Here is a 24,258-nt window from a genome sequence, read left to right on the forward strand (position 1 = left end):
TAACTGGCGGTCGCCAAAGCGGCCGTCATTCCGGGATGGTCCGAAGGACCAGACCCGGAATCTCGAGGTTCCGGGTTCGGTGCTCTGCACCGCCCCGGAACGACGGAGAAGATTAAGCTCCCAGCGCCTGCTCGAGATCCGCGATCAGATCTTCCTTGTCCTCGATGCCGATCGAGAGCCGCACCACGTCGGGGCCGGCGCCGGACTTCACCTTCGCCGCGTCGTCGAGCTGGCTGTGGGTGGTCGAGGCCGGGTGGATCACCAGCGAGCGGGTGTCGCCGACATTGGCGAGGTGCGAGAACAGCTGCAGCTTCGACACCAGGTTGACGCCGGCGTCATAGCCGCCCTTCAGGCTGAAGGTGAACACCGCGCCCGCGCCCTTCGGCGCGTATTTGCGCGCGAGCTGGTTGTACTTGTCGCTCGGCAGGCCCGCATAGCTCACCGAGGCCACCGCCGGATGGCCGGCAAGGAATTCGGCGACTGCCTTGGCGTTTTCGCAGTGCTTCTGCATGCGCAGCGGCAGCGTCTCGATGCCGGTCAGGATCATGAAGGCGTTGAAGGGCGACAGGGCAGGGCCGAGATCGCGCAGGCCGAGCACGCGGCAGGCGATCGCGAAAGCGAAATTGCCGAAGGTCTCCTGGAGACGGATGCCGTGATATTCCGGCCGCGGCTCCGACAGCATCGGGTATTTGCCGCCCGTGGACCAATCGAAAGTGCCGGCATCGACGATGATGCCGCCGAGCGAATTGCCGTGGCCGCCCAAAAATTTCGTCAGCGAGTGCACGACGATGTCGGCGCCGTGGTCGATCGGGCGGATCAGGTAGGGCGAGGCCAGCGTGTTGTCGACGATCAGCGGCACGCCCGCCTTGCGCGCGACCGTCGAGATCGCCTCGATGTCGGTGATGCTGCCGGCGGGGTTCGCTATGGACTCGATGAAGATCGCCTTGGTGCGCGGCGTCACCGCGCGCTCGAAGCTTGTGATGTCATCCGGACCGGCCCATACAACGTTCCAGCCAAAGCTCTTGAACGCATGCGTGAACTGGTTGATCGAGCCGCCATAGAGTTTTCGCGCCGCGATGAACTCGTCGCCAGGCTGGAGCAATTGCTGCAGGATCACGACCTGCGCGGCGTGGCCCGAAGCAACGGCCAGCGCAGCCGTACCGCCTTCGAGCGCGGCAACGCGCTCTTCCAGCACGGCATTGGTCGGGTTGCCGATGCGGGTATAGATGTTGCCGAACGCCTGCAGGCCGAACAGCGAGGCGGCGTGGTCGGCGTCATTGAAGACAAATGATGTCGTTTGATAAATCGGAGTCGCGCGCGCACCGGTGGTCGGATCGGGTTGCGCACCGGCATGCACGGCGAGGGTTGAAAATCCCGGAAGGCGATCGCTCATTGAGGCGTCCTGTTCTCTTGGTCTGAAATCGCGCGGCATGCTGATGGGCGGGGCGCCCGCCGTCAAGGCGCCGCTTCACATCAGGATCGTTTGGGAATGATCGTGCTACGCATAGTCGCGTCTGCGAAACGAAACCTTCGCAATTGCGTCAGCTTTGCTCGGTCTTGTTTTTCGCGGCGCGATCGGATGCGGCGGTATCGCCGCCGCCGACGCTCATCCGATTGAGGGATAGCCGCATGCCCTGTGTGGGTGCGGGCGCGCGTTTGGAGCTCAGCGTGCGCGAATTCACGCCCATCCAGGATATTTCGGACGACAGGCGGCCATATTCGATCTTGGGGCAGCGGTTCATGACCACCTTGATACCGACCGATTCCGCTTTCGCCGCCGCGGCATCATCGCGTGCGCCAAGCTGCATCCAGATCACCTTCGGCAGCGGGTCGAGCGTGAGCGCCTCTTCGACCACGGGCATGATGTGGCTGGAGTTGCGGAAGATGTCGATCATGTCGACGGGCCGGCCGATGTCCGACAGCGAGGCGACGAACGGCTTTCCGAGCAGATCCTTGCCGACATGGCCGGGATTGATCGGGATCATGTCGTAGCCGCGCTGCGCCAGATATTTGAACGCGAAATAGCTCGGCCGCACGTTGACCGGCGAGGCGCCGACCATCGCGATCGACTTCACGCTGTTGAGAATGCCGCGGATGTAATTGTCGGGATAGGCGTCGTGGTTCATCACTTATCTTTTCTTGTTGGCGGGGTCACTCATCCCGCCATGTCGGCGTGCGCTTCTCGATGAAGGCGCCGATGCCTTCCTCGGCATCACGCGCCATCATGTTCTCGGTCATCACCTCTGCGGCGTAGCGATAGGCGTCCGCAAGGCTCATCTCGGCCTGGCGGTAGAACGCTTCCTTGCCGAGCTTGACGGTGTAGGCGGATTTCAGCGCGACCTGTTGTGCCAGCTCGATCGCGGCCCCGAGTTCGGTGCCGGCAGGCACGACGCGATTGACGAGCCCGATCTCGCGGGCGCGGTCGGCCGTGACAGGCTCGCCCGTCAGCAGCATCTCCATCGCCTGCTTGCGCGGGACGTTGCGCGATAGCGCCACCATCGGCGTCGAGCAGAACAGGCCGATGTCGACGCCGGGCGTGGCGAACTTCGCGTCCTCCGATGCGATCGCAAGATCGCAGCTGGCCACGAGCTGGCAGCCGGCGGCCGTCGCGATACCCTGGACGGCAGCGACCACGGGCTTCGGCAGATGCACGATCGCCTGCATCATCGCGCTGCAAGCATTCATCATCTCGGCGAAGAAGGCGCGGCCGCGGTCCGGGTCAGTGCGGCGCGCGGTCAGCTCCTTCATGTCGTGGCCGGCGGAGAAGGCGGGACCGTTGGCGGCGATCACGACGCCACGCACCGCTTTGTCGTCGCGGATAGAATTAAGCTCTGCATGCAGGCCGGCGATCATCGCCGCCGAGAGGCTGTTGCGCGCGGCCGGACGGTTGAGGGTCAGGACCGCGATGGGGCCGATGGTCTCACGCAGCAGGAACGGCGGTTGCGGGGTGGGGGCGCGGGCGGCCTGGACGGACATTGACGCGACTTCCGTGGAATGATTGCAATTGGATGACACCGATAACTTAATGTACCAGGGCGACCGAAGCGAGGGTGGGGAACAGCATGGCGTTGGCGAAAATGAGCGTGGCGGAGGTCGAGCAGTTTCTCCGTGACGAGTTTCCCCAGGCCTTCAGTGGCGACGACATCACGATCGAGAGCGCGGACGGCCAGACCTGCCTCCTGCGCCAGCGCTACAGCGAAAGGATGCTGCGGCCGGGTGGAACCGTGTCAGGCCCGACGCTGATGGCGCTGGCCGATTTCGCGATGTACGTGGTGCTGCTGTCCGCGATCGGCCCGATCGGCCTCGCGGTCACCACCAATCTCAACATCAATTTCCTGCGCAAGGGCCAGCCCGGGCAGGACGTGCTCGCCGAGGCGCGGCTGCTCAAGCTCGGCAAGCGCCTGGCGGTCGGGGAGGTGAACCTCCTATCCGGCACCTCACCCGATCCGATCGCCCATGTCACATCGACCTATTCCATTCCAAATGTTTGAGCTTTTTGCAGGTAATATAGCACCGTATTTCTAAGCTGTTGATTTTGTGCGTGTAATTTCCGCCTTGAGGCATTGACCGTTGCGCGTCTCTTCTCTAGAAACCCGCCCAGTCCGGTGCGGTGTTCGCGCCGATATCTCCCGTCCACGGAAACTCCGATATGAAAACCTTTTCGGCAAAGCCGGCTGAGGTGACGAAGAAGTGGGTGCTGATCGACGCCAAGGGTCTGGTCGTCGGCCGTCTCGCCACCATCGTTGCCATGCGCCTGCGCGGCAAGCACCTCCCGACCTACACCCCCCACGTTGATTGCGGCGACAACGTCATCATCATCAACGCGCAGCATGCGGTCCTCACCGGTCGCAAGCGCGAGCAGAAGACCTACTACAAGCACACCGGCTATGTCGGCCACGTCAAGGAGCGCACCGCGCGCCAGATCCTCGAGGGCAAGCATCCCGAGCGCGTGCTCGAGAAGGCCGTCGAGCGCATGATCCCGCGTGGTCCGCTCGGTCGCGTGCAGATGGGCAACCTCCGTGTCTACGGCGGCGCCGATCATCCGCACGAGGCGCAGCAGCCCGAGAAGATCGATATCGCCAAGTTGAACCGCAAGAACACGAGGGCCGCATAACATGGCCGAATCCATCCAGTCGCTCGACCAGCTCTCGCAGCTCAAGACGGCGGCGGCGCCCGAGGCGCCCAAGCACGAGAAGAAGGTCGACAAGTTCAACCGCGCCTATGCCACCGGCAAGCGCAAGGACGCGGTCGCCCGCGTGTGGATCAAGCCGGGCGCCGGCAAGGTCACTGTCAACTCGCGCGAGGTCGAGGTCTATTTCGCCCGTCCCGTGCTGCGTATGATGATCGAGCAGCCGTTCTCGGTGGCCCAGCGTTCGGGCCAGTACGACGTGATCTGCACCGTCGCCGGCGGCGGTCTGTCCGGCCAGGCCGGCGCCGTCCGTCACGGCATCTCCAAGGCGCTCACCTATTTCGAGCCGGAGCTGCGCTCTGTGCTCAAGAAGGGCGGCTTCCTCACCCGCGACTCGCGCGTGGTCGAGCGCAAGAAGTACGGCAAGGCCAAGGCCCGCCGGTCCTTCCAGTTCTCGAAGCGTTAATCGCTTCGGTCGCATTCGCCGCGAAAGCGGCTTCAATGAGATGCAAAAGGGCGCTGATTTTCAGCGCCCTTTTTATTGTTCGTTTGTATGCAAATTGACGACGAGTTTCCGGAAAACTTGCGGACGCGCGAAAACCTGAATGGAACCCGCGGGACATAGCGTCGCATTCGGAAGGGCGCGCAAATCGGATGTGCCGATCGCGTAACTGCTATGTTTTCAAGGGGGCCGACATGATGTCGCTCGATAGCATCACGCTCTATTTGGTTGCCACCATGGTTGCCGCACTGCTCGGCGCCATGATGGTATTCTTTGGCAAGCAGGAGAACAGTCCTGCGCTGAAATGGTGGGGCACCGCTTATCTGCTCGGTGCTGCCTCCGTCGCGCTGTGGACGGCGGCCGGCGAGAGGCTGGGGCCGCATCTCTATCTGGCGTTAAATGCCGTCGGCTTCGTGGCCTGCGGCATGGTGTGGAATGCGGCGCGCGTCTTCCACGGCCGCAAGCCGAACTGGCCAGGCCTCGTGCTCGGCGCGCTCGCCTGGGTCGCCGCGGTGACGCTGCTCGATCCGACTGCGTCCATGCTGCGCATGATCATCGGCGCCGGCATCGTCTCGGTGTACGCGGCCGTGACGGCGAGCGAGCTCTGGGTCGAGCGGCGCAAGAGCCTGCAGCGGCGCTGGCCGGCCTTCGTCGTGCCGGTGATGCACGGCTGCGTGCTGATGCTGCCGATCCTGATCGGCAGCTTCCTGCGGCCGCACGATGCCGGCTTCTCCTCGAGCATCTGGGTCACCGTGTTCGCGGTCGAGCTCGTGCTCTATGCCGTCGGCACCGTCTTCGTGATCTTCATGCTGGTGTCGGAGCGCACCGTCACCGCGCACCGGACGGCGGCGTCGACCGACCCGCTGACCGGCATGCTCAACCGCCGCGGCTTCTCCGAAGCCTGCGGCCGCGTGATCGACCGCGAGGCCAAGGCCGGGCGGCCCGTCACCGTGATGATCTTCGACATCGACCACTTCAAGTCGATCAACGACCGCTTCGGCCATCCCGCCGGCGACGAGATGCTGAGACTGTTCTCGACCGTGGTCGTCAGCAACTTACGCATCTCCGACCTCTCGGGCCGCATCGGCGGCGAGGAGTTTGCCGCGCTCCTGCCGTGTTCGCTGGAGGAGGGCGTGCTGGTCGCCGAGCGCGTGCGCGAGGCGTTCGAGACCTCCGGCGTCGTGGTCGATGAAGGTCCGGTCGACACCACCGTCAGCATCGGCGTCGCCGGCGGCCCGGCCGGCACCGAGCTCGAGGTGCTGCTGGCCTCGGCCGACACCGCGCTCTACCAGGCCAAGCGCGGCGGCCGTAACCGCGTCGAGGCGGCGGAGGAGCTGCCGCTGTCGCTGGAGAACTGGCGCCGCCAGAGCGCGGCGCGGGTCGGTGCGCCGCAGGCGCGTCCGGTCACCGCGTGAGCTCGAGGGCGGCCCTGCGGTAATCCGCTGTTTACCAATCGATCCCTACCATTGCGGTCATGGAATCGATCCGTCGACAGAACCCGCAGGCCGCCCTGATGTCGCTCGAAGCGCAAGCCGCTTCGGCACGCGGCGGCTTCGCCTGCCTGTTCTCGACCGCGGACGAATACGAGACGGCGCTGATCACCGAGCGCCGTGCGCAGGGCCGCTACACGCAGGGCCGCAGCTATTGGCCGCTCGCGCTATTCATCGGTTGTGCGCTGATCGTGGCGGGCACGGTCCTGCTGTTTGCGTGACAGGCCTGCATTTTATGGCCGGGCAGGGCGCCGTTTCGGCGCCTTTTTCTTTGCCGCCGTCTGCGGTAGACACGGCCATCAACAAAAAGGGTGGAACCGATGATCACCGAGATCGCGCAAATCGACGTCAAGCCGGGCAGCGAGAAGGATTTTGAGGCCGCCGTCGCCAAGGCCAAGGCCGCCTTCGGCAGCTCCAAGGGTTTTCACGGCTTCGAGCTGCACAAGTCGATCGAGAAGCCGCAGCGCTACCGGCTGATGGTGAAGTGGGCGACGCTGGAAAATCACACCGTCGATTTCCGCGGCTCCGAGAATTTCACCGAATGGCGCGGCCTCGTCGGCCAGTATTTTGCCGCGCCGCCGGAGGTCGAGCACACCGAGACCGTGCTGACCACGTAAGGCGCGTTACGCCGCCTCCGCCAGAGGCGGCGCTTCATACGTCTTGAAATGGTCGATCATGACCTTGGCGATGGCGACCAGCGGGAGCGCCAGCGCGAGGCCCCAGATTCCGAACACCACGCCGAGCAGGATCTGGAACGCGAACAGCGTCGCCGGCGGGATGTCCAGCGCCTGCCGCTGCAGGATCGGCGTCAGCACGTAGCTCTCCAGGGCGTGGACGCCCATGAAGAGCAGAAACGCCGACAGCGCCGGGATCCAGCCCGAGGCGAGGCTCGCCAGCACCACGACGACGCCGGCGATGATGGCGCCGACGGTCGGAATGAAGGCGAGCAGGCCGGCCTGGATCCCCAGGATGAACGAGCCGGGAATGCCGATGATGGCGAGCCCGATCCAGGTCACGACGCCGACTGCGATCATCACCACGATCTGCGCGATCAGCCAGCGCTCCAGCGTTTCGCCGATGCGGTCGATGATGAGCGTGACGCGGGTGCGATGCTTCGCAGGCGCGAGAAACAGCAGGCCGTCGTGATAGACGGCGGGCTGGGCGGCAAAGGCGAGCCCCAGAAACAGCACGATGAAGATGTTGCCGACGGCGCTGATCGCGCCGAACAGCAGCTTGAAGGTCTGGCTCACAATCGCCCCGCCGCTGGAAGCGAGCGCGCCTGCGCCCGGCAGGCCGCCGTGAGGGGCCTGGCTTGGGGCGGGCGTCGAGCCATCGTCGCTGGGTGTGGCGGGAGCGGCACTGCCGAGATCGAACACGCTGGTGTCGATGCCGTGGTTCTCCAGGAAGGACCGGACGTTGGTGATCTGCGACTTGATGGTCTTGCTGAGCAGCGAGGCCTGCTCGGCGATGGTGGCGCCGCCGAGATAGGCAACGCCTGCGAGCAGCACCGCAAGGACGAGGCAGACGATCGCGAGCCGCATTGTGTGTGCCAGGTGAACGCGCCGTCCGAGCGCATGGGTCAGCGCGTTGAGGCCGACGCCGAGCAGCATGCCGGTGAAGATCAGGAGCAGGGTGGCCGCAAAATGCCAGGTGAAGGCGAGCAGCGCGGTGAACAGCACGACGCCGATGCCGCCGACCGAGATCGCCCAGGCCTGATCCCAGGCCTGAGCCAGGTCGGCGCGGGTCCGGGGCCGTTCATCTCTGGAAATGGTCACATCGGGTCCTTTTCGGAATGCAGGCGGCCACTCTTTCGCGAAATTCCAGCGGGGATCAAGCGGGGCCCAAGCGGGTCCAAGTGCCGGCCCAATACCGATTTGATGCGTCCGGCCTGAAAGCATCAACGCCCCGGGCGCCAAAAGGGGCCATATCCGCGCGCTGGCCCCGCCATTTGCGCGAAAATAGCATTGCCGTCCCGCGATCCCTTCTGTTGAATTTGTTCCATGCCAGGGGCATGTTTGGAGAATCTTCTTCGGCAAGGAGGTCGGAAGGACAGATGAGAAAGCCGGTCGTCGGCGTGATCGGGAATTCCCATCGCGTCGAGAATCGATTTCAGGTCCAGATGGTCGGCGAGCGAAACCTGCGCGCCGTGGCCGAGGTGTCCGGCGGCTTGCCGGTGATGTTCGCGGGCTCCCCTGACATCACCGACATCGGGGCGCTGCTCGATACCGTCGACGGCATCATCCTCACCGGCGCGCGGGCCAACGTGCACCCGACCCGCTTCAACGTCGATCCCTGCGAGAAGCACGAGCCCTACGACATCCATCGCGACGAGGTCGCGCTGGCGCTCTCGGTGGCCTGCGTCGCCCGCGGCGTGCCGCTGTTCGGCATCTGCCGCGGCCTCCAGGAAATGAACGTCGCCTTCGGCGGCTCGCTGCACCCGGAGATCCGCGAAATCCCGGGCCGCATGAACCACCGCATGCCCCGGCTCGAGAATGGCGAGATCCACCCCGATCCGACAGTGGTGTTCGCCGACCGTCACGAGGTCGACCTGACGCCGGGAGGCGCCTTTGCCAGAATTCTCGGCTGCGAGAAGATCAGGGTCAATTCGCTGCACGGCCAGGGCATCCTCGATCCCGGCAAGCGGGTGCTGATCGAGGGCATCGCCGAGGACGGCACCATCGAGGCGATCCGCATCGCGGAAGCCCCGACCTTTGCGCTCGGCGTGCAATGGCATGCCGAGTACGACCCGCAGCACAATCCCATCAACCGCAAGCTGTTCGAGGCTTTCGGCGCAGCGCTGGTGGCGCGGCAGAAGGCGGCGGCGTAGCTGCCCCCGTTGGCTCGCAATGAAGGTCGGCGACGTCTGCCGATGCATTCAGTGCGGATTCCCAATCTTCAACGGAATAAACCAATCAGTAGGAATTGATCCGCTCCGATTTTCGCGGTGATGATTTGTTCTTTGAGAACGAAGTGGAGTCGGATGCAGAACGAAAGCTGACGGCTTTCGAGAAGGGTTGCGTCCATACTCTCCAGGCTCACGCCGTCCGCTCCATCCGCCGCGCGCGATACGCCTGCGGCGACATCAAGGTCAGCTTGCGGAATGCCTTGCGAAAGCTGCTCTCATCTTCATAGCCGGCCGTGCGCGCGATGCTCTTGATCGGCTGCGTCGTCGTCTCCAGCAGCGTGCGCGCATGCTCGACGCGGCGGCGCGTGATGAAGGCTTGCGGCGGCTCGTGCGTGAGCTCCTGAAACTTCCGGTTCAGCGTTCGCTCGCTGAGGCCGAGCGCGCCGGCGAGGCGCTTGACCGTCATCGGGCTCTTGCCGGTGCGGCGAACCAGGAGATCGGCTTTGGTCAGCAGCGGGTCCTGCGAGAGCAGATAGCCGACGGGCATGAAGATCGATTGGCTGCGCTGCGCGGTGTCGATCACGACGTAGTCCGCGCATAGTTTGGCAATTTCTTTCCCATCCACCATCTCGATCAGCCTGAGCAGGAGATCGACCCACGACATCGGTCCGGCCGCGCAGACGATGCGGTCGGTCGCGGTGATGACGGCGTCGGCCGCGAGGTCGATCGCGGGATGCCGCTGCCGCAGCTCGCCTTGCAGCCACCAGGTGATGGTGGCGCGGCGATTGTCGAGCAGACCGCTGCCTGCCAGCAGGAATACGCCGCTGCAAAACGCCCCGATCAGACGGCCGTTCGCATGCTGCTGCCGCAGCCAGGCGCCGGCACGGGCATATTGCGGTTGCAGCCGCGCGGCCGTGACGTGATCGACGAGATTGCCGGGGACGAGGATCGCATCGAAGCTGCCGCGTCTGGCGATGGCGCCATCGACCGCGACCATCTGGCCGCCGCCGGCGCGAACGTCCCGGCCGTCGAGCGACAGCGTCTGCCAGCTGAAGCGGGGCGCTGCGCCGCTTTGCTGCATCACATGATTGGCGAGCGAGAGGACGTCGGCGACGCCGGCGATCGCCGAATGCATGCAACCTTCCAGCGCCAGAATTGCGAGCTTCATGGGACCTCCAGGCAGACGCTGTGATCCTAGCCGATCGCCGCGCCCGCGCGTGGCGGAAATTGCCCGATCTCTGGCTTATCCGCCACTGCCTCGCCGGGCCTGCCGGGTCCAAATTCGCCGCGTCGTCACATGACACGATTGGAGAGAGACATGCCTTACATCACCATTTCCACCGTCCGCGGCATCCTGGATGCCGCGCAGAAGAAGACGCTGCTCGAACGGATCACCGACCTGATGGTCGAGGTCGAAGGGCAGGGCAGCCCGGACTTCCGCCGCAACGTCTGGGTCAGGATCGAGGAGCAGGAGCCCTCGCACTGGTCGCTCGGCGGGATGCAGCCGACGAGCGAGATCATCAAGAGCACGTTCGGTGCGATCGGAGCCGATGGCGTGAGGGTGGCACGGTAGCAGCGGCTGGCGCGGGGCGGATCAGTCGTCGTCATGGTCCGCCACTGCCTCTGCTCGACCGATCACATCGCCATCCTGCATGGCCTTCCCATTGCGTTGCACAATCGCAACGTTGGTCTCCACGCGCAGCATTGAGGTTCTCGAGAGGAACACCATATCCTCTGCAAGGGAGCCCTTGCCGTGCAGACCATGAAGGCGGCCCTCGTTGCGGCGATCACCGTCGTGGCTTTGACCTGCTGTCTCCTCCCCAGCTCAGCGGAGGAGAGCGGACGTGTGGCACTGATTGTTTCGATCGACGGGGCCATTGGCCCGGCGTCAGCCAGCTACGTGAAGGAGGCTTTGGCCAAGGCGAGCGAACGGCGCGCCGAGGTCGTGCTTCTGAGGATGAACACGCCCGGCGGTCTCAATTCCAGCATGCGCGAGATCATCGCGGATGTGCTCGCCTCGCCGATCCCTGTCGTCGGTTACGTCGCTCCCTCCGGCGCCCACGCGGCGAGTGCGGGGACCTATATCCTCTATGCGACCCACATCGCGGCGATGGCGCCAGGCACCAATATTGGTGCCGCGACGCCGGTGCAGATCGGCGGGCCGCTGCCGGGTCTGCCGGGCGGTGCGCCGGACAAGGGCGGCAAGGACAAGAAGGACGGGGACCAGCAGAGCGAGCCCAAGGATCAGCTCAAGGATCAGCTCAAGGATCCAATGACGGCGAAGGCGACCAATGATGCGGTCGCTTTCATCCGCAGCCTTGCGGAGCTGCGCGGCCGCAATGTGGACTGGGCGGAGAAGGCGGTCCGAGAGGCTGCCACGCTCTCCGCCAACGGCGCGCTCGAGGCTCATGCCATCGATCTCGTCGCGCGCGATCAGGCCGAATTGCTGAGGCAGCTCGACGGCCGTGTGGTGGAGGTTGCAGGCGGCAGGACGCAACGCCTCGCGACGAAGGATGCCGTCGTTGAAGCCATCGACCCCGGACGGATATCCCGCTTCCTGGCGGTCATCACCGACCCGAACGTGGCGTTCATTCTCCTGATGGTCGGCATCTACGGCCTGATCTTCGAGTTCATGTCTCCCGGTGCCGTCGCCCCGGGGGTCGTCGGAGCGATCTGCCTGTTGATCGGCCTCTATGCGCTCAATCTGCTGCCGGTCAATTATGCCGGCTTCGCCCTGATGCTGGTCGGGCTCGTGCTTCTCACGATCGAGGCCTTCAATCCGACCGTGGTGATCGGTCTCGGAGGAATCATCGCTTTCGTGCTGGGAGCCTTGATGCTTTTCAGGGGCGAGGCGCCTGGCTACCAGCTGTCGTGGTGGGTGATCGGGATCACGACGGCCGTGTTCACCGGCTTTGCGCTCGTCGTGCTTGGTTCACTCCGGCGCATCCGCAAGGCTCCCGCACTGGTCGGCGCGAAGGCCATGCGAGGCTTGCCCGCGGAGGTTCTCGACTGGAACGGGAACGAAGGTCATGTCTTCGCCCACGGTGAGCGCTGGCAGGCGCGCGGTGCCGAAACGTTCACGCCCGGAGAGATGGCCGAAGTCGCGGGCATCATCGACCTGACGCTGCTGATACGGCGCCGACCGGCCCGAACCGGCGAGGGAGGTACATCATGATGCTGGAATATCTGACTTATGCGGCGCTTGCGCTGCTTGTCGTCATGTTTCTATCCCAGGCCATTCGAATCCTTCGCGAATACGAGCGTGGCGTCGTCTTTACACTCGGCCGCTTTACCGGCGTGAAAGGACCGGGCCTCATCCTCCTCATTCCGGTCGTGCAGCAACTCGTCAAGGTCGATCTCCGGGTGATGGTGCAGGTGGTGCCGCCGCAGGACGTGATTTCCCGGGACAACGTGTCCGTCAAGGTCAACGCCGTTCTGTACTTTCGCATCGTCGACCCCGAACGTGCGATTATCAAGGTCGGCGACTACATGGCCGCCACCAGCCAGCTCGCCCAGACCACGTTGCGCTCGGTTCTCGGCAAGCACGAGCTCGACGAGATGCTCGCCGAGCGCGACAGGTTGAACGCCGATATCCAGGAGATCCTCGACAAGCAGACCGACGTCTGGGGCATCAAGGTCACCGGCATAGAGATCAAGGACGTCGATCTCAACGAAACCATGGTGCGCGCGATCGCCAAGCAGGCCGAGGCCGAGCGCTTGCGGCGGGCCAAGGTGATCAATGCAATGGGCGAGCAGCAGGCTGCTGAAAAGCTCGTCGAAGCCGGCCGGATTCTCGCGCAGGAGCCCCAGGCGATGCAGCTGCGGTATTTCGCAGCTCTCCATGACATCGCGGGCGAACGGTCGTCGACCGTCGTCTTTCCGCTACCGACGGGTTTGCTCGATCATTTTATGCCACGGCGGGACAACCCATAGGGAAAGCAGCAGGCTGACCCATCTTCGGCCTCAATGGGCGTATCGAATGTCGATCCCTACTTAAACGGGAGGACAATTCGATGACGAAGCCTACCGCCAGCCCCGCCAGCTGTCGCCAAATTCGAACATCCATGCTCGCCATTCCACTGCTGTCCTTTGCGCTCTGGTCCGGCGGCATCGGCGCATCCGCGCAGGCGGCAGAGCCGGGCAAGGACGCTGCGGCCGGCAGCCTGCCGCGCATTCTCGTGCTTGCGACGGGCGGCACCATTGCAGGCCAGGCCGACCCGCGTGCGACCGGCGCCTACAAGTCCGGCCAGATCACCGGCGAGCAGCTGATGGCGTCGGTGCCGGGCCTCGACAAGCTGGCGAAGCTGAACGCCGAGCAGATTTCGTCGATCGGGTCCCAGGACATGAACGACAAGGTCTGGTTCGCGCTGGCCCGCCGCATCCAGGATGCCTTCGACAAGAACGAAGCCGACGGCGTCATCATCACCCATGGCACGGATACGCTGGAGGAGACCGCGTTCTTTCTCGACAACGTGGTGCGCGGCGACAAGCCGGTGGTGATCGTCGGCTCGATGCGGCCGGCCTCTGCGGTCAGCGCCGACGGCCCCGGCAATCTCTACGAGGCGGTGCAGGTCGCCGCCGATCCGCGCTCGCGCGGCCGCGGCGTCATGGCCGTGCTGAACGACAAGATTCAGGGTGCGCGCTCGGTGACGAAGACCAACACGACGAGCATCGAGACCTTCAGCTCCCCCAATGATGGGCCGGTCGGCTATGTCGACACCGCCGGCGGCATCCGTTTCATGACCCAGGCCGCCGGCTTCAAGCGAGCGACCTATCAGCTCCCGGCAGGCGAGCAATTGCCGCGCGTCGAGATCGTCTACTCGCACGCCAATATGGACGCCGTTCCGATCGAGGATGCCATCTCGCACGGCGCCAAGGGCATCGTGCTGGCCGGCGTCGGCGACGGCAATACGTCGAAGTCCGCCCTCGATGCGCTCGAAGCGGCCGCTAAGAAGGGCATCATCGTCGTCCGTTCGACCCGCGTGCGCTCCGGCTTCGTCACGAGGAACGTCGAGGTCGACGACGACAAGAACGGGTTCGTCGTGTCCGAGGATCTCAATCCGCAGAAGGCGCGTGTCCTCACCCAATTGCTGATCGCGGGCGGCGTGACAGGGCCGGCCGAGCTGCAGCGGGCGTTCGCGGCGACGTGGTAGCGGCCAGCTCGCATCTTGTAGGGTGGGTTAGCCATACGGATTGTGCGAAGCGCAATCCGTATGGCGTAACCCACCTCTTCTGCTTGCTCGGATAGAGACAGTGGTGGGTTACGCATTGCAAATGCGCTTCGCACATCTGCAATGCTAACCCACCCTACGGACTTGCGACGTCCCAAACGAAAAGGCGCCCCTCGCGGAGCGCCTTTTGCTTGTCGCAGAGAGTTTGGGCCGCTTAGCCCGAATAGTACATGTCGAACTCGATCGGGTGAGGGGTCATTTCGAAGCGCTCGACTTCGGTCATCTTCAGCTCGATATAGGCGTCGATGAAATCGTCGTCGAACACGCCGCCGTTCTTGAGGAAGCCGCGGTCCTTGTCGAGGTTTTCCAGCGCCTCGCGGAGCGAGCCGCACACCGTCGGAATCTGCTTCAGCTCTTCCTTCGGCAGGTCGTAGAGGTCCTTGTCCATCGCCGGACCCGGATCGATCTTGTTCTTGATGCCGTCGAGGCCGGCCATCAGCATCGCGGCGAAGCCGAGATAGGGATTGGCAAGCGGATCGGGGAAGCGCACCTCGACACGCTTGGCCTTGGGCGAAGCGGTGTAGGGGATACGGCAGGAGGCCGAGCGGTTGCGCGCGGAGTAGGCAAGCAGCACCGGGGCCTCATAGCCCGGGACCAGACGCTTGTAGGAGTTGGTCGACGGGTTGGTGAAGGCGTTGATGGCCTTGGCGTGCTTGATGATGCCGCCGATGTAGTGGAGGCAGGTCTCCGACAGGTCGGCATACTTGTTGCCGGCGAACACCGGCTTGCCGTCCTTCCAGATCGACTGGTGCACGTGCATGCCCGAACCGTTGTCGCCGTAGACCGGCTTCGGCATGAAGGTGGCGGTCTTGCCGTAGATATGCGCGACCTGATGGATGCAGTATTTGTAGATCTGCAGGTGGTCGGCCATCAGCGTCAGCGTGTCGAACTTCATGCCGAGCTCGTGCTGGGCGGAAGCGACCTCGTGGTGATGCTTCTCGACCTTGACGCCCATCTTGGCCATGGCACCCAGCATCTCGGAGCGCATGTCCTGCACCGAGTCCTGCGGCGGGACGGGGAAGTAGCCGGCCTTGGTGCGGATGCGGTGGCCGAGGTTGCCGCCTTCATATTCCGTGTCGGTGTTGGTCGGCAGTTCCGAGGAGTCGAGGCGGAAACCGGTGTTGTAGGGGGAGGAGGAGAAGCGCACGTCGTCGAACACGAAGAACTCGGCTTCGGGACCGACGAACACGCTGTCGCCCACGCCCATCGACTTCACCATGGCTTCCGCCTTCTTGGCGATGCCGCGGGGGTCGCGGTTGTAGGGCTCGCCGGTGGTCGGCTCGAGCACGTCGCAGGTGATGACCATCGTGGTCTCGGCGAAGAACGGATCGATCGTCGCGGTCACCGGATCGGGCATCAGGCACATGTCGGACTCGTTGATCGCCTTCCAGCCGGCGATCGAGGAGCCGTCGAACATCGTCCCTTCGGCGAAAATGTCCTCATCGATCATGCTGACGTCGAACGTGACGTGCTGCCACTTGCCGCGCGGATCGGTGAAGCGCAGGTCGACGTATTTGACGTCGTTGTCCTTGATCGATTTCAGGACGTCTTTGGCGGTCTTCATGCATACCCCTTTTGGCTCTGCGGGTCGGTTTCCAGGTGAGCAAGATTGTTCTCGCTTTTGGCGAGTTCGCGCGCGACCGCACAAACGAAATCAGGCCGCCGAAGCAGCCTTTTTCTTGTCAGAGTGTCGCAAAATGCGGGATAGCACCCGGCTCAGATAGCGTCCAGCCCGGATTCGCCGGTCCGGATGCGGATCGCCTCTTCGATGTTGGAGACGAAAATCTTGCCGTCGCCGATGCGCCCGGTTTGCGCGGCGCGGCGGATCGCGTCGATGGCGCGCTCGACCAGATCGTCGCCGATCACGATCTCGATCTTCACCTTGGGCAGGAAGTCGACGATGTATTCTGCGCCGCGGTAAAGCTCGGCGTGCCCCTTCTGCCGGCCGAAGCCCTTGGCCTCGGTGACGGTGATGCCCTGAAGGCCGACTTCCTGAAGCGCTTCCTTCACCTCGTCGAGCTTGAACGGCTTGATGATGGCTTCGATTTTCTTCACTGCGCGCCTCCCGGCCTTTCGATCAAATAGCAACGTCTTCGTCAGGATGCGCTTGTCTTAACGCACGATGTTGTCTTCGCTATGCCGGGATCCCTGACCAGTCCGGCAACAACGGCCGGCCACACCCTGATAAATGCCAGTGAGCACGACGAACCGAAGCGGCTTCCTCGAAAGCAGGGTCTATGCCAAGTTGCAAATGCCCTGATTATTGGAGCGTTATCAGCCTTTTAACGAGCATCTCTGATAGGTGGTGCCGACCGGGCCAAAATACCGAAGACTACGAAATAGGCAAATAGTTCAGTATCTGTGCAGATCGGCGTTCCCAGGGACGGATCGGCACAAAAGATGCCTGTTGAAGAGGCGTTTGTACCAGGGAAGTGGCATGGAAGTTCTGACCAACGCCGAAATGCAGCGCGCCGACCAGCTCGCGATCGCGGCCGGGACGCCCGGCTTCAAGCTGATGCTGAGCGCGGGCCAGGCGGTCGCGGAGGCCGCCAACGCGCTGGTAGAGGAGGGGCCGATCCTGATCGTGGCCGGTCCCGGCAACAATGGCGGTGACGGTTTTGTCGCAGCCGCCGAGCTCGCCGCGCAAGGCCGCGAGGTCTCGGTGATCCTGATGTGCGAGCGCGACCAGCTCCAGGGGGATGCGGCCTCGGCCGCGCGCGGCTGGAAGCATCCGGTGCTCCCGTTCAATCCGCAGGCGATCGGAAGACCTGCGCTGATCATCGATGCGCTGTTCGGCGCGGGCCTCAGCCGCCCCGTCGAGGGCGAAGCGTTGGAGATGATCGAGGCGATCAACGCCAACGGCGCGCCAGTGCTCGCCGTCGACCTGCCGAGCGGTATCAACGGCACCAGCGCGGCGGTGCTGGGCGTGGCGGTCAATGCCACCGAGACCGTCACCTTCTTCCGTAAGAAGCCGGCGCACCTGCTGCTGCCGGGACGAATGCATTGTGGCCGGGTGCGGGTTGCCGATATCGGTATCGACGCACAGGTTCTGGACGCGATCGGGCCGCAGATTTTCGAGAACGATCCGGATTTCTGGGGCGCGGCGTTTCCGGTGCCGCGCATCGACGCCCACAAATATGCGCGAGGCCACGTGCTCGCGGTCTCCGGCGACGCAGCCGCGACCGGCGCGGCGCGGCTCGCCGCGCGCGGGGCGCTACGCGCCGGCGCAGGCCTGGTGACTTTGGCCACTCCGCGCGATGCGCTCGCGATCAATGCGGCCGCGCTCACCGCGGTGATGGTGCGCCCCGTCGATACCGTGGTCGAGTTCGGCGAGCTGCTCGGCGACAAGCGCTACAACACCTGCATCATCGGTCCCGGCGCCGGGGTAGGCGAGCGCACCTGCGACATGGTGCACACCGCGCTCACCGCGCAGCGCCATCTGGTGCTGGACGCGGACGCGCTGACGAGCTTTGCGGCAAACCCCGAGCGCCTGTTCGAATCGATCAAGTCCTCGCACGACAGTGCGGTGGTGCTGACGCCGCACGAGGGCGAGTTTCCGCGCCTGTTCTCCGATCTCAGCAACAAGCATCCGGGCCGCTCCAAGCTCGAGCGCGTCCGCGCCGCCGCCGAGCGCTCCGGCGCGGTGGTGCTGCTGAAGGGGCCGGATACCACCATCGCCGCGCCCGATGGCCGCGCCACCATCGCCGCCAACGCGCCGCCATGGCTGGCCACTGCCGGCGCCGGCGACGTGCTCTCCGGCATCATCGCCGGGCTCCTTGCGCAGGGCGTGCCGGCCTTCGAAGCCGCCAGCATCGGCGTCTGGATGCATGGCGAGGCGGCAAGCGAGGCGGGGCCGGGTCTGATCGCGGAGGACCTGACCGAGACGCTGCCGGCCGTGCACCGGCGGATCTATGATGCGTTGGGAGTGGAGTACTGAGCCGCTCGCTATAGCGAGTAGGATGGGTAGAGCGCAGCGAAACCCATCATCTCAGTAAGGATGGGTTTCGCTTCGCTCTACCCATCCTACAAATCTCAGTCCACCCCGTACCACCGCACCAGCCGCGGCGCGGCCCAGTCGGTTGCGACGGATTCGATCAGCCAGCGGCCGGGCGAGGTCGCGGCGAACGCGATGCGCTGGGTCTGGCCGGGCTCGATCGCGAGCGTGTCGAGCCAGTAGGGCTTCCAGCCGTCGTCGAGCTTGTCGAGCAGGCGGAAGTGGTGGCCGTGCAGATGGAAGACCGTGGTGAGGGGGGCGAGGTTCTTGAGGGCCAGCACGACGGTGCGGCCGGTCTTGGTGCGGAACGTCGGGGCGGAGGCGGTGGAGAAATTTGCCGGCCGCGTCCAGCCGGCCTCGGATGCGCCGAGCGCGACATCGAACCGCAGGGCGGCCCTCAGGTCGAGCTTCTCCGGCAGATCGTTCGAGGGGAGCGGCTGAGCCGGTGGGAGCGGCGCGCGCTCCAGCTTACCGGAGACCTTGAGGCTTCCGACCTGGCGCGCCTCCTTGCCGTCATGGAGCAGGAATGGGGCCGATGCGGCCGCATCCACAAAGGCGTCGGCCCGTGTGCCGGGGGCCAGCACCAAGGCCCCGTTGCGGGCCGGGAACGGCTCGGCCGGCTGCCCGTCCAGGGCCATGATCTGGACCTCGTGGTTCTCCAATTTGATCGCCAGAACAGAACGTTGCGAGCCGTTGATAAAGCGCAGCCGCAGCCGCTCGCCGGCTGAAGCTGAGAGTTCGAATGAAGTCTTGCCGTTGATGGTATAGAGCGCCGTCGTGTCCTTCGGGTCCTGGCCCGGGGGCAGCGCGGTCGCATCCGGCCGCAGGCGCCATTCCTCGATCAGAACAACCACGTCACGGTCGACGGCGACCCGGCCGGTCTCGGTCGCGATGATCGGAAGCGGGCGCGCGGGCTGCTTCAGGCCGTCCTCGAAGAGACGGAAGTCGGCCAGCAGGGTCCCGGCGCTTGGTACTGAAATAATTGAAGTTTCGGTCGCATCCGGCGCCGTCGGCGCGCGCCCCCGGAGCGGGTCGGCCGCGGTAGGACCGTTGAGACCGTGCCAGACTGGTGCAAGTGGCACAGGCAGGTCGTTGCGGAAGACCACCTCGCAGCGGTCGAGACGCTTGAGACGGACGTCCCCAAGGTGGCTTACGGCGGCCAGCTCCCAGATCGGTGTAGCCGGCTGACCCGGACCGAGAGCCAGGGTTGCCGCCCGCGCCTGGAGGGCGAGCTGGGCGGTCACGAGCGGCCCCGCGCCGCCCGCCATCAGCCCGGCCGCCGAGGCGCCAAGGGAGGCGCCAAGGGAGGCACCAAGTCCGGCCAAAACCTCACGCCTCGTCGGGTCGAAGATCCGCGTTTTCATGGCTCGATGCGGACCACGCCGCGCTGGATAAGTCCAGCCGCCGCGCCTATTTGAGGAGGGCGTAGACGCGGCCATTTTTTTGCTGCGAACCGGCGGGCACATGCTATAAGCCCGGCCGCCCGCGGCATCGCGGCCGGTCTTGATGCAAATTACGCGGGCGTGGCGGAACTGGTAGACGCGCTGGATTTAGGTTCCAGTGACGAAAGTTGTGGGGGTTCGAGTCCCTCCGCCCGCACCAAGCGCTTTCAGCGTTTGCACGGATTACGAGGGCCTGCTTTTGCGCGGATGTTTGTCCGCCTGAAGCCGGTCCGATGAGCCACCGGCGTTGAGGCGTTCGCCTCGCGCCGGATCGATTAATGACAGCGTCCCGACGCATGCGCGCCGGGACCGAACGAGAAGAAGATTGGACGCCATGCAGGTCACAGAAACCCTCTCGGAAGGTTTGAAGCACGAGTTCAAGATCAGCGTTCCCGCGTCTGATCTCGACGCCAAGGCCGGCGCCAAGCTCGTCGACCTCAAGGACAAGGTCCGCATCAACGGCTTCCGTCCCGGCAAGGTGCCGGTCACGCACCTCAAGAAGGTCTATGGCCGCTCGGTGATGGCCGAGACCATCGACCAGACCATCCGCGACACCAACACGCAGCTGTTCTCCGAGCGCGGCTTCCGCCTCGCGACCGAGCCGAAGATCACCATGCCGACCGAGCAGGCCGAGGTCGAGGAGCTGCTGAGCGGCAAGACCGATCTGACCTACACGGTCGCGATCGAGGTGGTGCCGTCGATCGCGCTCGCCGACTTCAAGACCTTCCAGGTCGAGAAGCCCGTTGCTGAAGTGACCGATTCCGACGTCGACGAGGCGATCAAGCGCATCGCGGACAGCAACCGTGGTTATGCCGCCAAGGGCGAGGGCGAGAAGGCCGCCTCCGGCGATCGCGTCACCATCAACTTCAAGGGCACCATCAACGGCGAAGCCTTCGAGGGCGGTGCCGGTGAGGGCATCCAGGTCGTGATCGGCTCCAACACCTTCATCCCGGGCTTCGAGGAGCAGCTCATCGGCATCGGCGCCAACGAGACGCGCACGCTGAAGGTCTCGTTCCCGAAGAACTACATGAGCGAGAAGCTCGCCGGCCAGCCGGCCGAGTTCGAGACCACCGCGACGACGATCGAGGCGCCGCAGGACATTGCGATCGACGACGAGTTCGCCAAGACGCTCGGCCTGGAATCGCTGGACAAGCTGAAGGAAGCCGCGCGCGAGCGTCTGGTTGCCGAGTTCGCGACCGCGACGCGCCAGCGCGTCAAGCGCGCGCTGCTCGATCGTCTCGACGAAGCGCATCGCTTCGAGGCGCCGCCCTCGCTCGTCGACGAGGAGTTCAATCTGATGTGGAACTCGGTCAAGGCCGAGATGGACTCCGCCGGCAAGACCTTTGCCGACGAGGACACCACTGAGGACAAGGCGAAGGAAGAGTACCGCAAGATCGCCGACCGCCGCGTGCGGCTCGGCCTCGTGCTCTCCGAGATCGGCGAGAAGAACAAGATCACCGTGACCGATGACGAGGTCGGCCGCGCCGTGATCGAGCGCGCCCGGCAGATGCCCGGCCGCGAGAAGGAGGTCTGGGACTACTATCGCAGCAACGCCCAGGCACTGGCCCAGCTTCGTGCACCGATCTACGAGGACAAGGTCGTCGACTTCATTCTCGAACTTGCCAACGTGACCGAGAAGAAGGTCTCGCGCGAGGATCTCTACAAGGACGACGAGGCGGAAAAGACCGCAGCCTGAAGGCTCCAGAGCGTTTTCGAGCGAAGTGGATACCGGTTCGCGTGAAGAAAACGCGTCAAAATAGAAGCTGGAGCCCATTTCCGATTCCATCGGAACGGGGCTCCAGGACAGTCTTCTATTAAGGATGATCAGCGAAGGGGCCCAGCTAGCCAGATGGTCGGCTGGGTCTTTTTGCGAGAATCAGCTTCAAGTCCCCAGTGGATTAAGCCTTAATTCGCTCCGCACTTGTCTGGCGCGAATTGGGCTATATCTGTCGGTACACCCTGTACCTACGCGTTCTACTTCTACCAACTTCCTGCATCACGGGACGTCCATCGGCCTTCCGGCACATCCAGCCCAAACTGGCAGCCAAGACTGGCGATGTCCGCCTCTTAAAACCCTAGGTGACTCATGCGCGATCCGGTTGAAACCTACATGAACCTCGTGCCCATGGTGGTCGAGCAGACCAACCGTGGCGAGCGCGCCTACGATATTTTCTCGCGCCTCTTGAAGGAGCGCATCATCTTCGTGACCGGTCCGGTCGAGGACGGCATGTCGACGCTGATCGTCGCGCAGCTGTTGTTCCTCGAGGCGGAAAATCCGAAGAAGGAAATCTCGATGTACATCAACTCGCCGGGCGGCGTGGTGACGTCGGGCCTTGCGATCTACGACACCATGCAATTCATCCGCCCGCCGGTCTCGACGCTCTGCACCGGCCAGGCCGCCTCGATGGGCTCGTTGCTGCTCTGCGCCGGCGAGAAGGACATGCGCTTCTCGCTGCCGAACGCACGCATCATGGTGCACCAGCCCTCCGGCGGCTTCCAGGGCCAGGCCACCGACATCATGCTGCACGCCCAGGAAATCCTGAACCTGAAGAAGCGGCTCAACGAGATCTACGTGAAGCACACCGGCCAGACCTACAAGACGATCGAGGATGCGTTGGAGCGCGACAAGTTCCTGACCGCCAACGACGCCAAGGAGTTCGGCCTGGTCGACAAGGTCATCGACAAGCGCGCCGAGGAGCCGGCGCCGGCGAAGGCCCCGTAGCACTACTGGACCGTAACGGCGATCCCCGGGATCGCCGGGGTCCCATCAGGGTGGTGTTCACGCTAGGTGCGCGTGAACGCATTGCAAAACGTCGTTTTGCGCCCTGCGACAGGCAGAAAGTTCCGCTTTCGTGCTTGTTTTTCGTGGTAATCCAGCAACGCCGGGGTGATTTCGGTCACTTCGTCCGTGCCAGGACCGGAAATCACGGTATTGTCACGGGTAGCGCGCGACCCCCGATTAGCGAATTCTTGATAGTCGGGTGACAGCATGGTTGGCTACGATTGATCGGCTATGATCGCGGGAGAATCGAGTGACCGTGATTCGCACGGGATGTAGTAACGCGTAGGTCTTTTTTGGTACGGAATTTGCTCTATTTGAACTTCATACCGGCCATCGTGTCGGAATGGAGCGATCGAGCGGAACGGGATCGAACCGCGGACGGAGACATGAATGAGTAAGGTCGGCACGAGCGACTCCAAGAACACGCTATATTGCTCGTTCTGCGGCAAGAGCCAGCACGAAGTCCGCAAACTGATCGCGGGTCCCACGGTCTTCATCTGCGACGAGTGCGTTGAGCTCTGCATGGACATCATCCGTGAGGAGAACAAATCCTCGCTGGTGAAGTCGCGCGACGGCATTCCGACGCCGAAGGAAATCTGCAAGGTGCTGGACGATTACGTGATCGGCCAGAGCCATGCGAAGAAGGTCCTGTCGGTCGCGGTGCACAACCACTACAAGCGCCTCAACCACCAGACCAAGCACAACGACGTCGAGCTCGCGAAGTCGAACATCCTGCTGATCGGTCCGACCGGCTCGGGCAAGACGCTGCTCGCGCAGACGCTCGCCCGCATCCTGGACGTGCCCTTCACGATGGCGGATGCGACGACGCTGACCGAAGCCGGCTATGTCGGCGAGGACGTCGAGAACATCATCCTGAAGCTGCTCCAGGCCGCCGACTACAATGTCGAGCGTGCCCAGCGCGGCATCGTCTACATCGACGAAATCGACAAGATCAGCCGCAAGTCGGACAATCCCTCGATCACGCGCGACGTGTCGGGTGAGGGCGTGCAGCAGGCGCTCTTGAAGATCATGGAAGGCACGGTGGCTTCGGTCCCGCCGCAGGGCGGTCGCAAGCATCCGCAGCAGGAGTTCCTGCAGGTGGACACCACCAACATCCTGTTCATCTGCGGCGGCGCCTTCGCCGGCCTCGAGAAGATCATCTCGGCGCGCGGCCGGTCGACCTCGATCGGTTTCGCGGCCCAGGTGATGGCGCCGGAAGATCGCCGGACCGGCGAGATCTTCCGTCACGTCGAGCCTGAGGATCTCCTGAAGTATGGTCTCATCCCCGAGTTCGTCGGTCGTCTGCCCGTCGTGGCGACGCTCGAGGACCTCGACGAGACCTCGCTGAAGAAGATCCTGACCGAGCCGAAGAACGCGCTGGTGAAACAGTACCAGCGGCTGTTCGAGATGGAGAACATCGAGCTGACCTTCGCCGACGAGGCGCTTGGCGCGGTTGCCCGCAAGGCGATCGAGCGCAAGACCGGCGCGCGTGGTCTGCGTTCGATCCTCGAGGCGATCCTGCTCGAGACCATGTTCGATCTGCCGGGCCTGGAAGGTGTGGAAGAAGTCGTGATCTCCCGCGAAGTCGTGGAAGGTACGGCGCGTCCGCTCTACATCTACGCCGATCGGACCGATCGCGCCGTCGAGAATGCCAGCGCCTGATTTCCGGCGCTGGAACGCTCCAATCGTCTCATCGAGTTGGGCTGCGGAAGTGTATCTCCGCAGCCGGTGTTGCGTTCGCTTATCCGCGTGCGTAAGCGCCTGATGGCGCGCGTTTTTCAATGACTTGACACCCCCCGGGTCGATAGCCACCTAATGTCGGCGGCGAGCGAGAATTCTCTTC

The 24,258-nt window shown here is 64.1% G+C and carries 24 protein-coding genes and 1 tRNA gene; 16 read left to right on the forward strand and 9 right to left on the reverse strand.

Going from position 1 to position 24,258, the window contains the following annotated elements:
- Nucleotides 1-112: 112 nt before the first annotated feature.
- The 3 genes from QA649_RS21675 to QA649_RS21685 form a co-directional block, all read right to left on the reverse strand.
- Nucleotides 113-1,393: an O-acetylhomoserine aminocarboxypropyltransferase gene (locus tag QA649_RS21675; protein WP_283025932.1), complete on the reverse strand. Its 1,281-nt coding sequence runs from the start codon at nucleotides 1,391-1,393 to the stop codon at nucleotides 113-115.
- Between the two features lie 148 nt (nucleotides 1,394-1,541).
- On the reverse strand, nucleotides 1,542-2,126 hold the full coding sequence (locus QA649_RS21680) for a CoA-binding protein (protein WP_018642443.1): 585 nt from the start codon (nucleotides 2,124-2,126) through the stop codon (nucleotides 1,542-1,544).
- Nucleotides 2,127-2,151: 25 nt separating this feature from the next.
- On the reverse strand, nucleotides 2,152-2,976 hold the full coding sequence (locus QA649_RS21685) for an enoyl-CoA hydratase (RefSeq protein ID WP_283025933.1): 825 nt from the start codon (nucleotides 2,974-2,976) through the stop codon (nucleotides 2,152-2,154).
- Between the two features lie 86 nt (nucleotides 2,977-3,062).
- Between QA649_RS21685 and QA649_RS21690 the strand changes: the two genes are divergently transcribed.
- The 6 genes from QA649_RS21690 (at nucleotide 3,063) to QA649_RS21715 (ending at nucleotide 6,738) form a co-directional block, all read left to right on the forward strand.
- On the forward strand, nucleotides 3,063-3,491 hold the full coding sequence (locus tag QA649_RS21690) for a PaaI family thioesterase (RefSeq protein ID WP_018642441.1): 429 nt from the start codon (nucleotides 3,063-3,065) through the stop codon (nucleotides 3,489-3,491).
- 158 nt (nucleotides 3,492-3,649) lie between these two features.
- Entirely contained in the window at nucleotides 3,650-4,114 is a 465-nt protein-coding gene (gene rplM / locus QA649_RS21695) for a 50S ribosomal protein L13 (protein ID WP_011087726.1), read from the forward strand.
- Between the two features lies 1 nt (nucleotide 4,115).
- The gene (gene rpsI, locus QA649_RS21700) at nucleotides 4,116-4,595 is read left to right on the forward strand and encodes a 30S ribosomal protein S9 (RefSeq protein ID WP_018642439.1); all 480 of its coding nucleotides are present in this window, start codon (nucleotides 4,116-4,118) and stop codon (nucleotides 4,593-4,595) included.
- A 230-nt stretch (nucleotides 4,596-4,825) separates the two neighbouring features.
- The gene (locus QA649_RS21705; RefSeq protein ID WP_018642438.1) at nucleotides 4,826-6,046 is read left to right on the forward strand and encodes a GGDEF domain-containing protein; all 1,221 of its coding nucleotides are present in this window, start codon (nucleotides 4,826-4,828) and stop codon (nucleotides 6,044-6,046) included.
- A gap of 59 nt (nucleotides 6,047-6,105) precedes the next feature.
- Nucleotides 6,106-6,342 carry a hypothetical protein gene (locus QA649_RS21710; protein ID WP_283025934.1) on the forward strand — a complete coding sequence of 79 codons (237 nt, stop codon included), beginning with the start codon at nucleotides 6,106-6,108 and terminating at the stop codon, nucleotides 6,340-6,342.
- Nucleotides 6,343-6,441: 99 nt separating this feature from the next.
- Complete coding sequence (locus QA649_RS21715; RefSeq protein ID WP_283025935.1) at nucleotides 6,442-6,738, forward strand: antibiotic biosynthesis monooxygenase family protein; 297 nt, start codon at nucleotides 6,442-6,444, stop codon at nucleotides 6,736-6,738.
- Nucleotides 6,739-6,744: 6 nt separating this feature from the next.
- Here the strand turns inward: QA649_RS21715 and QA649_RS21720 are convergent, their stop codons facing one another.
- Nucleotides 6,745-7,896, reverse strand: a complete 1,152-nt coding sequence (locus QA649_RS21720) for an AI-2E family transporter (protein WP_283025936.1) — start codon at nucleotides 7,894-7,896, stop codon at nucleotides 6,745-6,747.
- Between the two features lie 278 nt (nucleotides 7,897-8,174).
- Here QA649_RS21720 and QA649_RS21725 point away from each other — a divergent pair, with 278 nt between their 5' ends.
- Nucleotides 8,175-8,948, forward strand: coding sequence for a gamma-glutamyl-gamma-aminobutyrate hydrolase family protein (locus QA649_RS21725; protein ID WP_283025937.1), 774 nt, complete (start codon nucleotides 8,175-8,177; stop codon nucleotides 8,946-8,948).
- Nucleotides 8,949-9,156: 208 nt separating this feature from the next.
- On the opposite strand, the gene QA649_RS21730 is transcribed toward QA649_RS21725, so the two are convergent.
- Entirely contained in the window at nucleotides 9,157-10,134 is a 978-nt protein-coding gene (locus QA649_RS21730) for a helix-turn-helix domain-containing protein (protein ID WP_283025938.1), read from the reverse strand.
- 150 nt (nucleotides 10,135-10,284) lie between these two features.
- Here QA649_RS21730 and QA649_RS21735 point away from each other — a divergent pair, with 150 nt between their 5' ends.
- The 4 genes from QA649_RS21735 (at nucleotide 10,285) to QA649_RS21750 (ending at nucleotide 14,119) form a co-directional block, all read left to right on the forward strand.
- Entirely contained in the window at nucleotides 10,285-10,539 is a 255-nt protein-coding gene (locus QA649_RS21735; RefSeq protein ID WP_283025939.1) for a tautomerase family protein, read from the forward strand.
- 180 nt (nucleotides 10,540-10,719) lie between these two features.
- On the forward strand, nucleotides 10,720-12,141 hold the full coding sequence (locus QA649_RS21740; protein WP_283025940.1) for a nodulation protein NfeD: 1,422 nt from the start codon (nucleotides 10,720-10,722) through the stop codon (nucleotides 12,139-12,141).
- Nucleotides 12,138-12,899: a slipin family protein gene (locus QA649_RS21745; protein ID WP_018642427.1), complete on the forward strand. Its 762-nt coding sequence runs from the start codon at nucleotides 12,138-12,140 to the stop codon at nucleotides 12,897-12,899. The genes QA649_RS21740 and QA649_RS21745 overlap by 4 nt, the downstream gene beginning before the upstream one ends.
- Nucleotides 12,900-13,030: 131 nt before the next feature.
- Complete coding sequence (locus tag QA649_RS21750) at nucleotides 13,031-14,119, forward strand: asparaginase (RefSeq protein WP_283025941.1); 1,089 nt, start codon at nucleotides 13,031-13,033, stop codon at nucleotides 14,117-14,119.
- Between the two features lie 232 nt (nucleotides 14,120-14,351).
- On the opposite strand, the gene glnA is transcribed toward QA649_RS21750, so the two are convergent.
- Complete coding sequence (gene glnA, locus QA649_RS21755) at nucleotides 14,352-15,761, reverse strand: type I glutamate--ammonia ligase (protein ID WP_018642425.1); 1,410 nt, start codon at nucleotides 15,759-15,761, stop codon at nucleotides 14,352-14,354.
- Between the two features lie 152 nt (nucleotides 15,762-15,913).
- The gene (locus QA649_RS21760) at nucleotides 15,914-16,252 is read right to left on the reverse strand and encodes a P-II family nitrogen regulator (RefSeq protein WP_007603495.1); all 339 of its coding nucleotides are present in this window, start codon (nucleotides 16,250-16,252) and stop codon (nucleotides 15,914-15,916) included.
- 382 nt (nucleotides 16,253-16,634) lie between these two features.
- Here QA649_RS21760 and QA649_RS21765 point away from each other — a divergent pair, with 382 nt between their 5' ends.
- Complete coding sequence (locus QA649_RS21765; RefSeq protein ID WP_283025942.1) at nucleotides 16,635-18,134, forward strand: NAD(P)H-hydrate dehydratase; 1,500 nt, start codon at nucleotides 16,635-16,637, stop codon at nucleotides 18,132-18,134.
- A gap of 95 nt (nucleotides 18,135-18,229) precedes the next feature.
- Here QA649_RS21765 and QA649_RS21770 read toward each other — a convergent pair whose 3' ends face one another.
- Nucleotides 18,230-19,555, reverse strand: a complete 1,326-nt coding sequence (locus tag QA649_RS21770; protein WP_283025943.1) for a multicopper oxidase domain-containing protein — start codon at nucleotides 19,553-19,555, stop codon at nucleotides 18,230-18,232.
- A gap of 153 nt (nucleotides 19,556-19,708) precedes the next feature.
- On the opposite strand from QA649_RS21770, the gene QA649_RS21775 reads away from it, so the two are divergent.
- From QA649_RS21775 to QA649_RS21785, 3 genes are all read left to right on the forward strand, one after another.
- Nucleotides 19,709-19,793: transfer RNA gene (locus QA649_RS21775), tRNA-Leu, on the forward strand.
- A 174-nt stretch (nucleotides 19,794-19,967) separates the two neighbouring features.
- Nucleotides 19,968-21,329, forward strand: coding sequence for a trigger factor (tig, locus tag QA649_RS21780; protein WP_283025944.1), 1,362 nt, complete (start codon nucleotides 19,968-19,970; stop codon nucleotides 21,327-21,329).
- A gap of 390 nt (nucleotides 21,330-21,719) precedes the next feature.
- On the forward strand, nucleotides 21,720-22,355 hold the full coding sequence (locus QA649_RS21785) for an ATP-dependent Clp protease proteolytic subunit (protein WP_018642421.1): 636 nt from the start codon (nucleotides 21,720-21,722) through the stop codon (nucleotides 22,353-22,355).
- 62 nt (nucleotides 22,356-22,417) lie between these two features.
- Here QA649_RS21785 and QA649_RS21790 read toward each other — a convergent pair whose 3' ends face one another.
- Nucleotides 22,418-22,624 (reverse strand): hypothetical protein, encoded by a 207-nt coding sequence (locus QA649_RS21790; protein ID WP_283025945.1) that lies wholly within the window; start codon nucleotides 22,622-22,624, stop codon nucleotides 22,418-22,420.
- A gap of 181 nt (nucleotides 22,625-22,805) precedes the next feature.
- On the opposite strand from QA649_RS21790, the gene clpX reads away from it, so the two are divergent.
- Complete coding sequence (clpX, locus tag QA649_RS21795) at nucleotides 22,806-24,077, forward strand: ATP-dependent Clp protease ATP-binding subunit ClpX (protein WP_018642420.1); 1,272 nt, start codon at nucleotides 22,806-22,808, stop codon at nucleotides 24,075-24,077.
- The last annotated feature ends 181 nt before the right edge of the window (nucleotides 24,078-24,258 follow it).

This window comes from Bradyrhizobium sp. CB1717, from assembly GCF_029714325.1.
GTDB lineage: Bacteria > Pseudomonadota > Alphaproteobacteria > Rhizobiales > Xanthobacteraceae > Bradyrhizobium.

Excerpts from the sequence above, each read along its gene's own strand:
- QA649_RS21705 (WP_018642438.1), top strand. The coding sequence starts at position 4,826 with ATGATGTCGCTCGATAGCATCACGCTCTATTTGGTTGCCACCATGGTT.
- QA649_RS21715 (WP_283025935.1), top strand. The coding sequence starts at position 6,442 with ATGATCACCGAGATCGCGCAAATCGACGTCAAGCCGGGCAGCGAGAAG.
- tig (WP_283025944.1), top strand. The coding sequence starts at position 19,968 with ATGCAGGTCACAGAAACCCTCTCGGAAGGTTTGAAGCACGAGTTCAAG.
- glnA (WP_018642425.1), bottom strand. The coding sequence starts at position 15,761 with ATGAAGACCGCCAAAGACGTCCTGAAATCGATCAAGGACAACGACGTC.
- QA649_RS21680 (WP_018642443.1), bottom strand. The coding sequence starts at position 2,126 with ATGAACCACGACGCCTATCCCGACAATTACATCCGCGGCATTCTCAAC.
- QA649_RS21770 (WP_283025943.1), bottom strand. The coding sequence starts at position 19,555 with ATGAAAACGCGGATCTTCGACCCGACGAGGCGTGAGGTTTTGGCCGGA.
- QA649_RS21735 (WP_283025939.1), top strand. The coding sequence starts at position 10,285 with ATGCCTTACATCACCATTTCCACCGTCCGCGGCATCCTGGATGCCGCG.
- rpsI (WP_018642439.1), top strand. The coding sequence starts at position 4,116 with ATGGCCGAATCCATCCAGTCGCTCGACCAGCTCTCGCAGCTCAAGACG.
- QA649_RS21765 (WP_283025942.1), top strand. The coding sequence starts at position 16,635 with ATGGAAGTTCTGACCAACGCCGAAATGCAGCGCGCCGACCAGCTCGCG.
- QA649_RS21790 (WP_283025945.1), bottom strand. The coding sequence starts at position 22,624 with ATGCTGTCACCCGACTATCAAGAATTCGCTAATCGGGGGTCGCGCGCT.
- QA649_RS21690 (WP_018642441.1), top strand. The coding sequence starts at position 3,063 with ATGGCGTTGGCGAAAATGAGCGTGGCGGAGGTCGAGCAGTTTCTCCGT.
- QA649_RS21675 (WP_283025932.1), bottom strand. The coding sequence starts at position 1,393 with ATGAGCGATCGCCTTCCGGGATTTTCAACCCTCGCCGTGCATGCCGGT.
- QA649_RS21725 (WP_283025937.1), top strand. The coding sequence starts at position 8,175 with ATGAGAAAGCCGGTCGTCGGCGTGATCGGGAATTCCCATCGCGTCGAG.
- QA649_RS21710 (WP_283025934.1), top strand. The coding sequence starts at position 6,106 with ATGGAATCGATCCGTCGACAGAACCCGCAGGCCGCCCTGATGTCGCTC.
- QA649_RS21745 (WP_018642427.1), top strand. The coding sequence starts at position 12,138 with ATGATGCTGGAATATCTGACTTATGCGGCGCTTGCGCTGCTTGTCGTC.
- rplM (WP_011087726.1), top strand. The coding sequence starts at position 3,650 with ATGAAAACCTTTTCGGCAAAGCCGGCTGAGGTGACGAAGAAGTGGGTG.
- QA649_RS21685 (WP_283025933.1), bottom strand. The coding sequence starts at position 2,976 with ATGTCCGTCCAGGCCGCCCGCGCCCCCACCCCGCAACCGCCGTTCCTG.
- QA649_RS21785 (WP_018642421.1), top strand. The coding sequence starts at position 21,720 with ATGCGCGATCCGGTTGAAACCTACATGAACCTCGTGCCCATGGTGGTC.
- clpX (WP_018642420.1), top strand. The coding sequence starts at position 22,806 with ATGAGTAAGGTCGGCACGAGCGACTCCAAGAACACGCTATATTGCTCG.
- QA649_RS21730 (WP_283025938.1), bottom strand. The coding sequence starts at position 10,134 with ATGAAGCTCGCAATTCTGGCGCTGGAAGGTTGCATGCATTCGGCGATC.
- QA649_RS21750 (WP_283025941.1), top strand. The coding sequence starts at position 13,031 with ATGCTCGCCATTCCACTGCTGTCCTTTGCGCTCTGGTCCGGCGGCATC.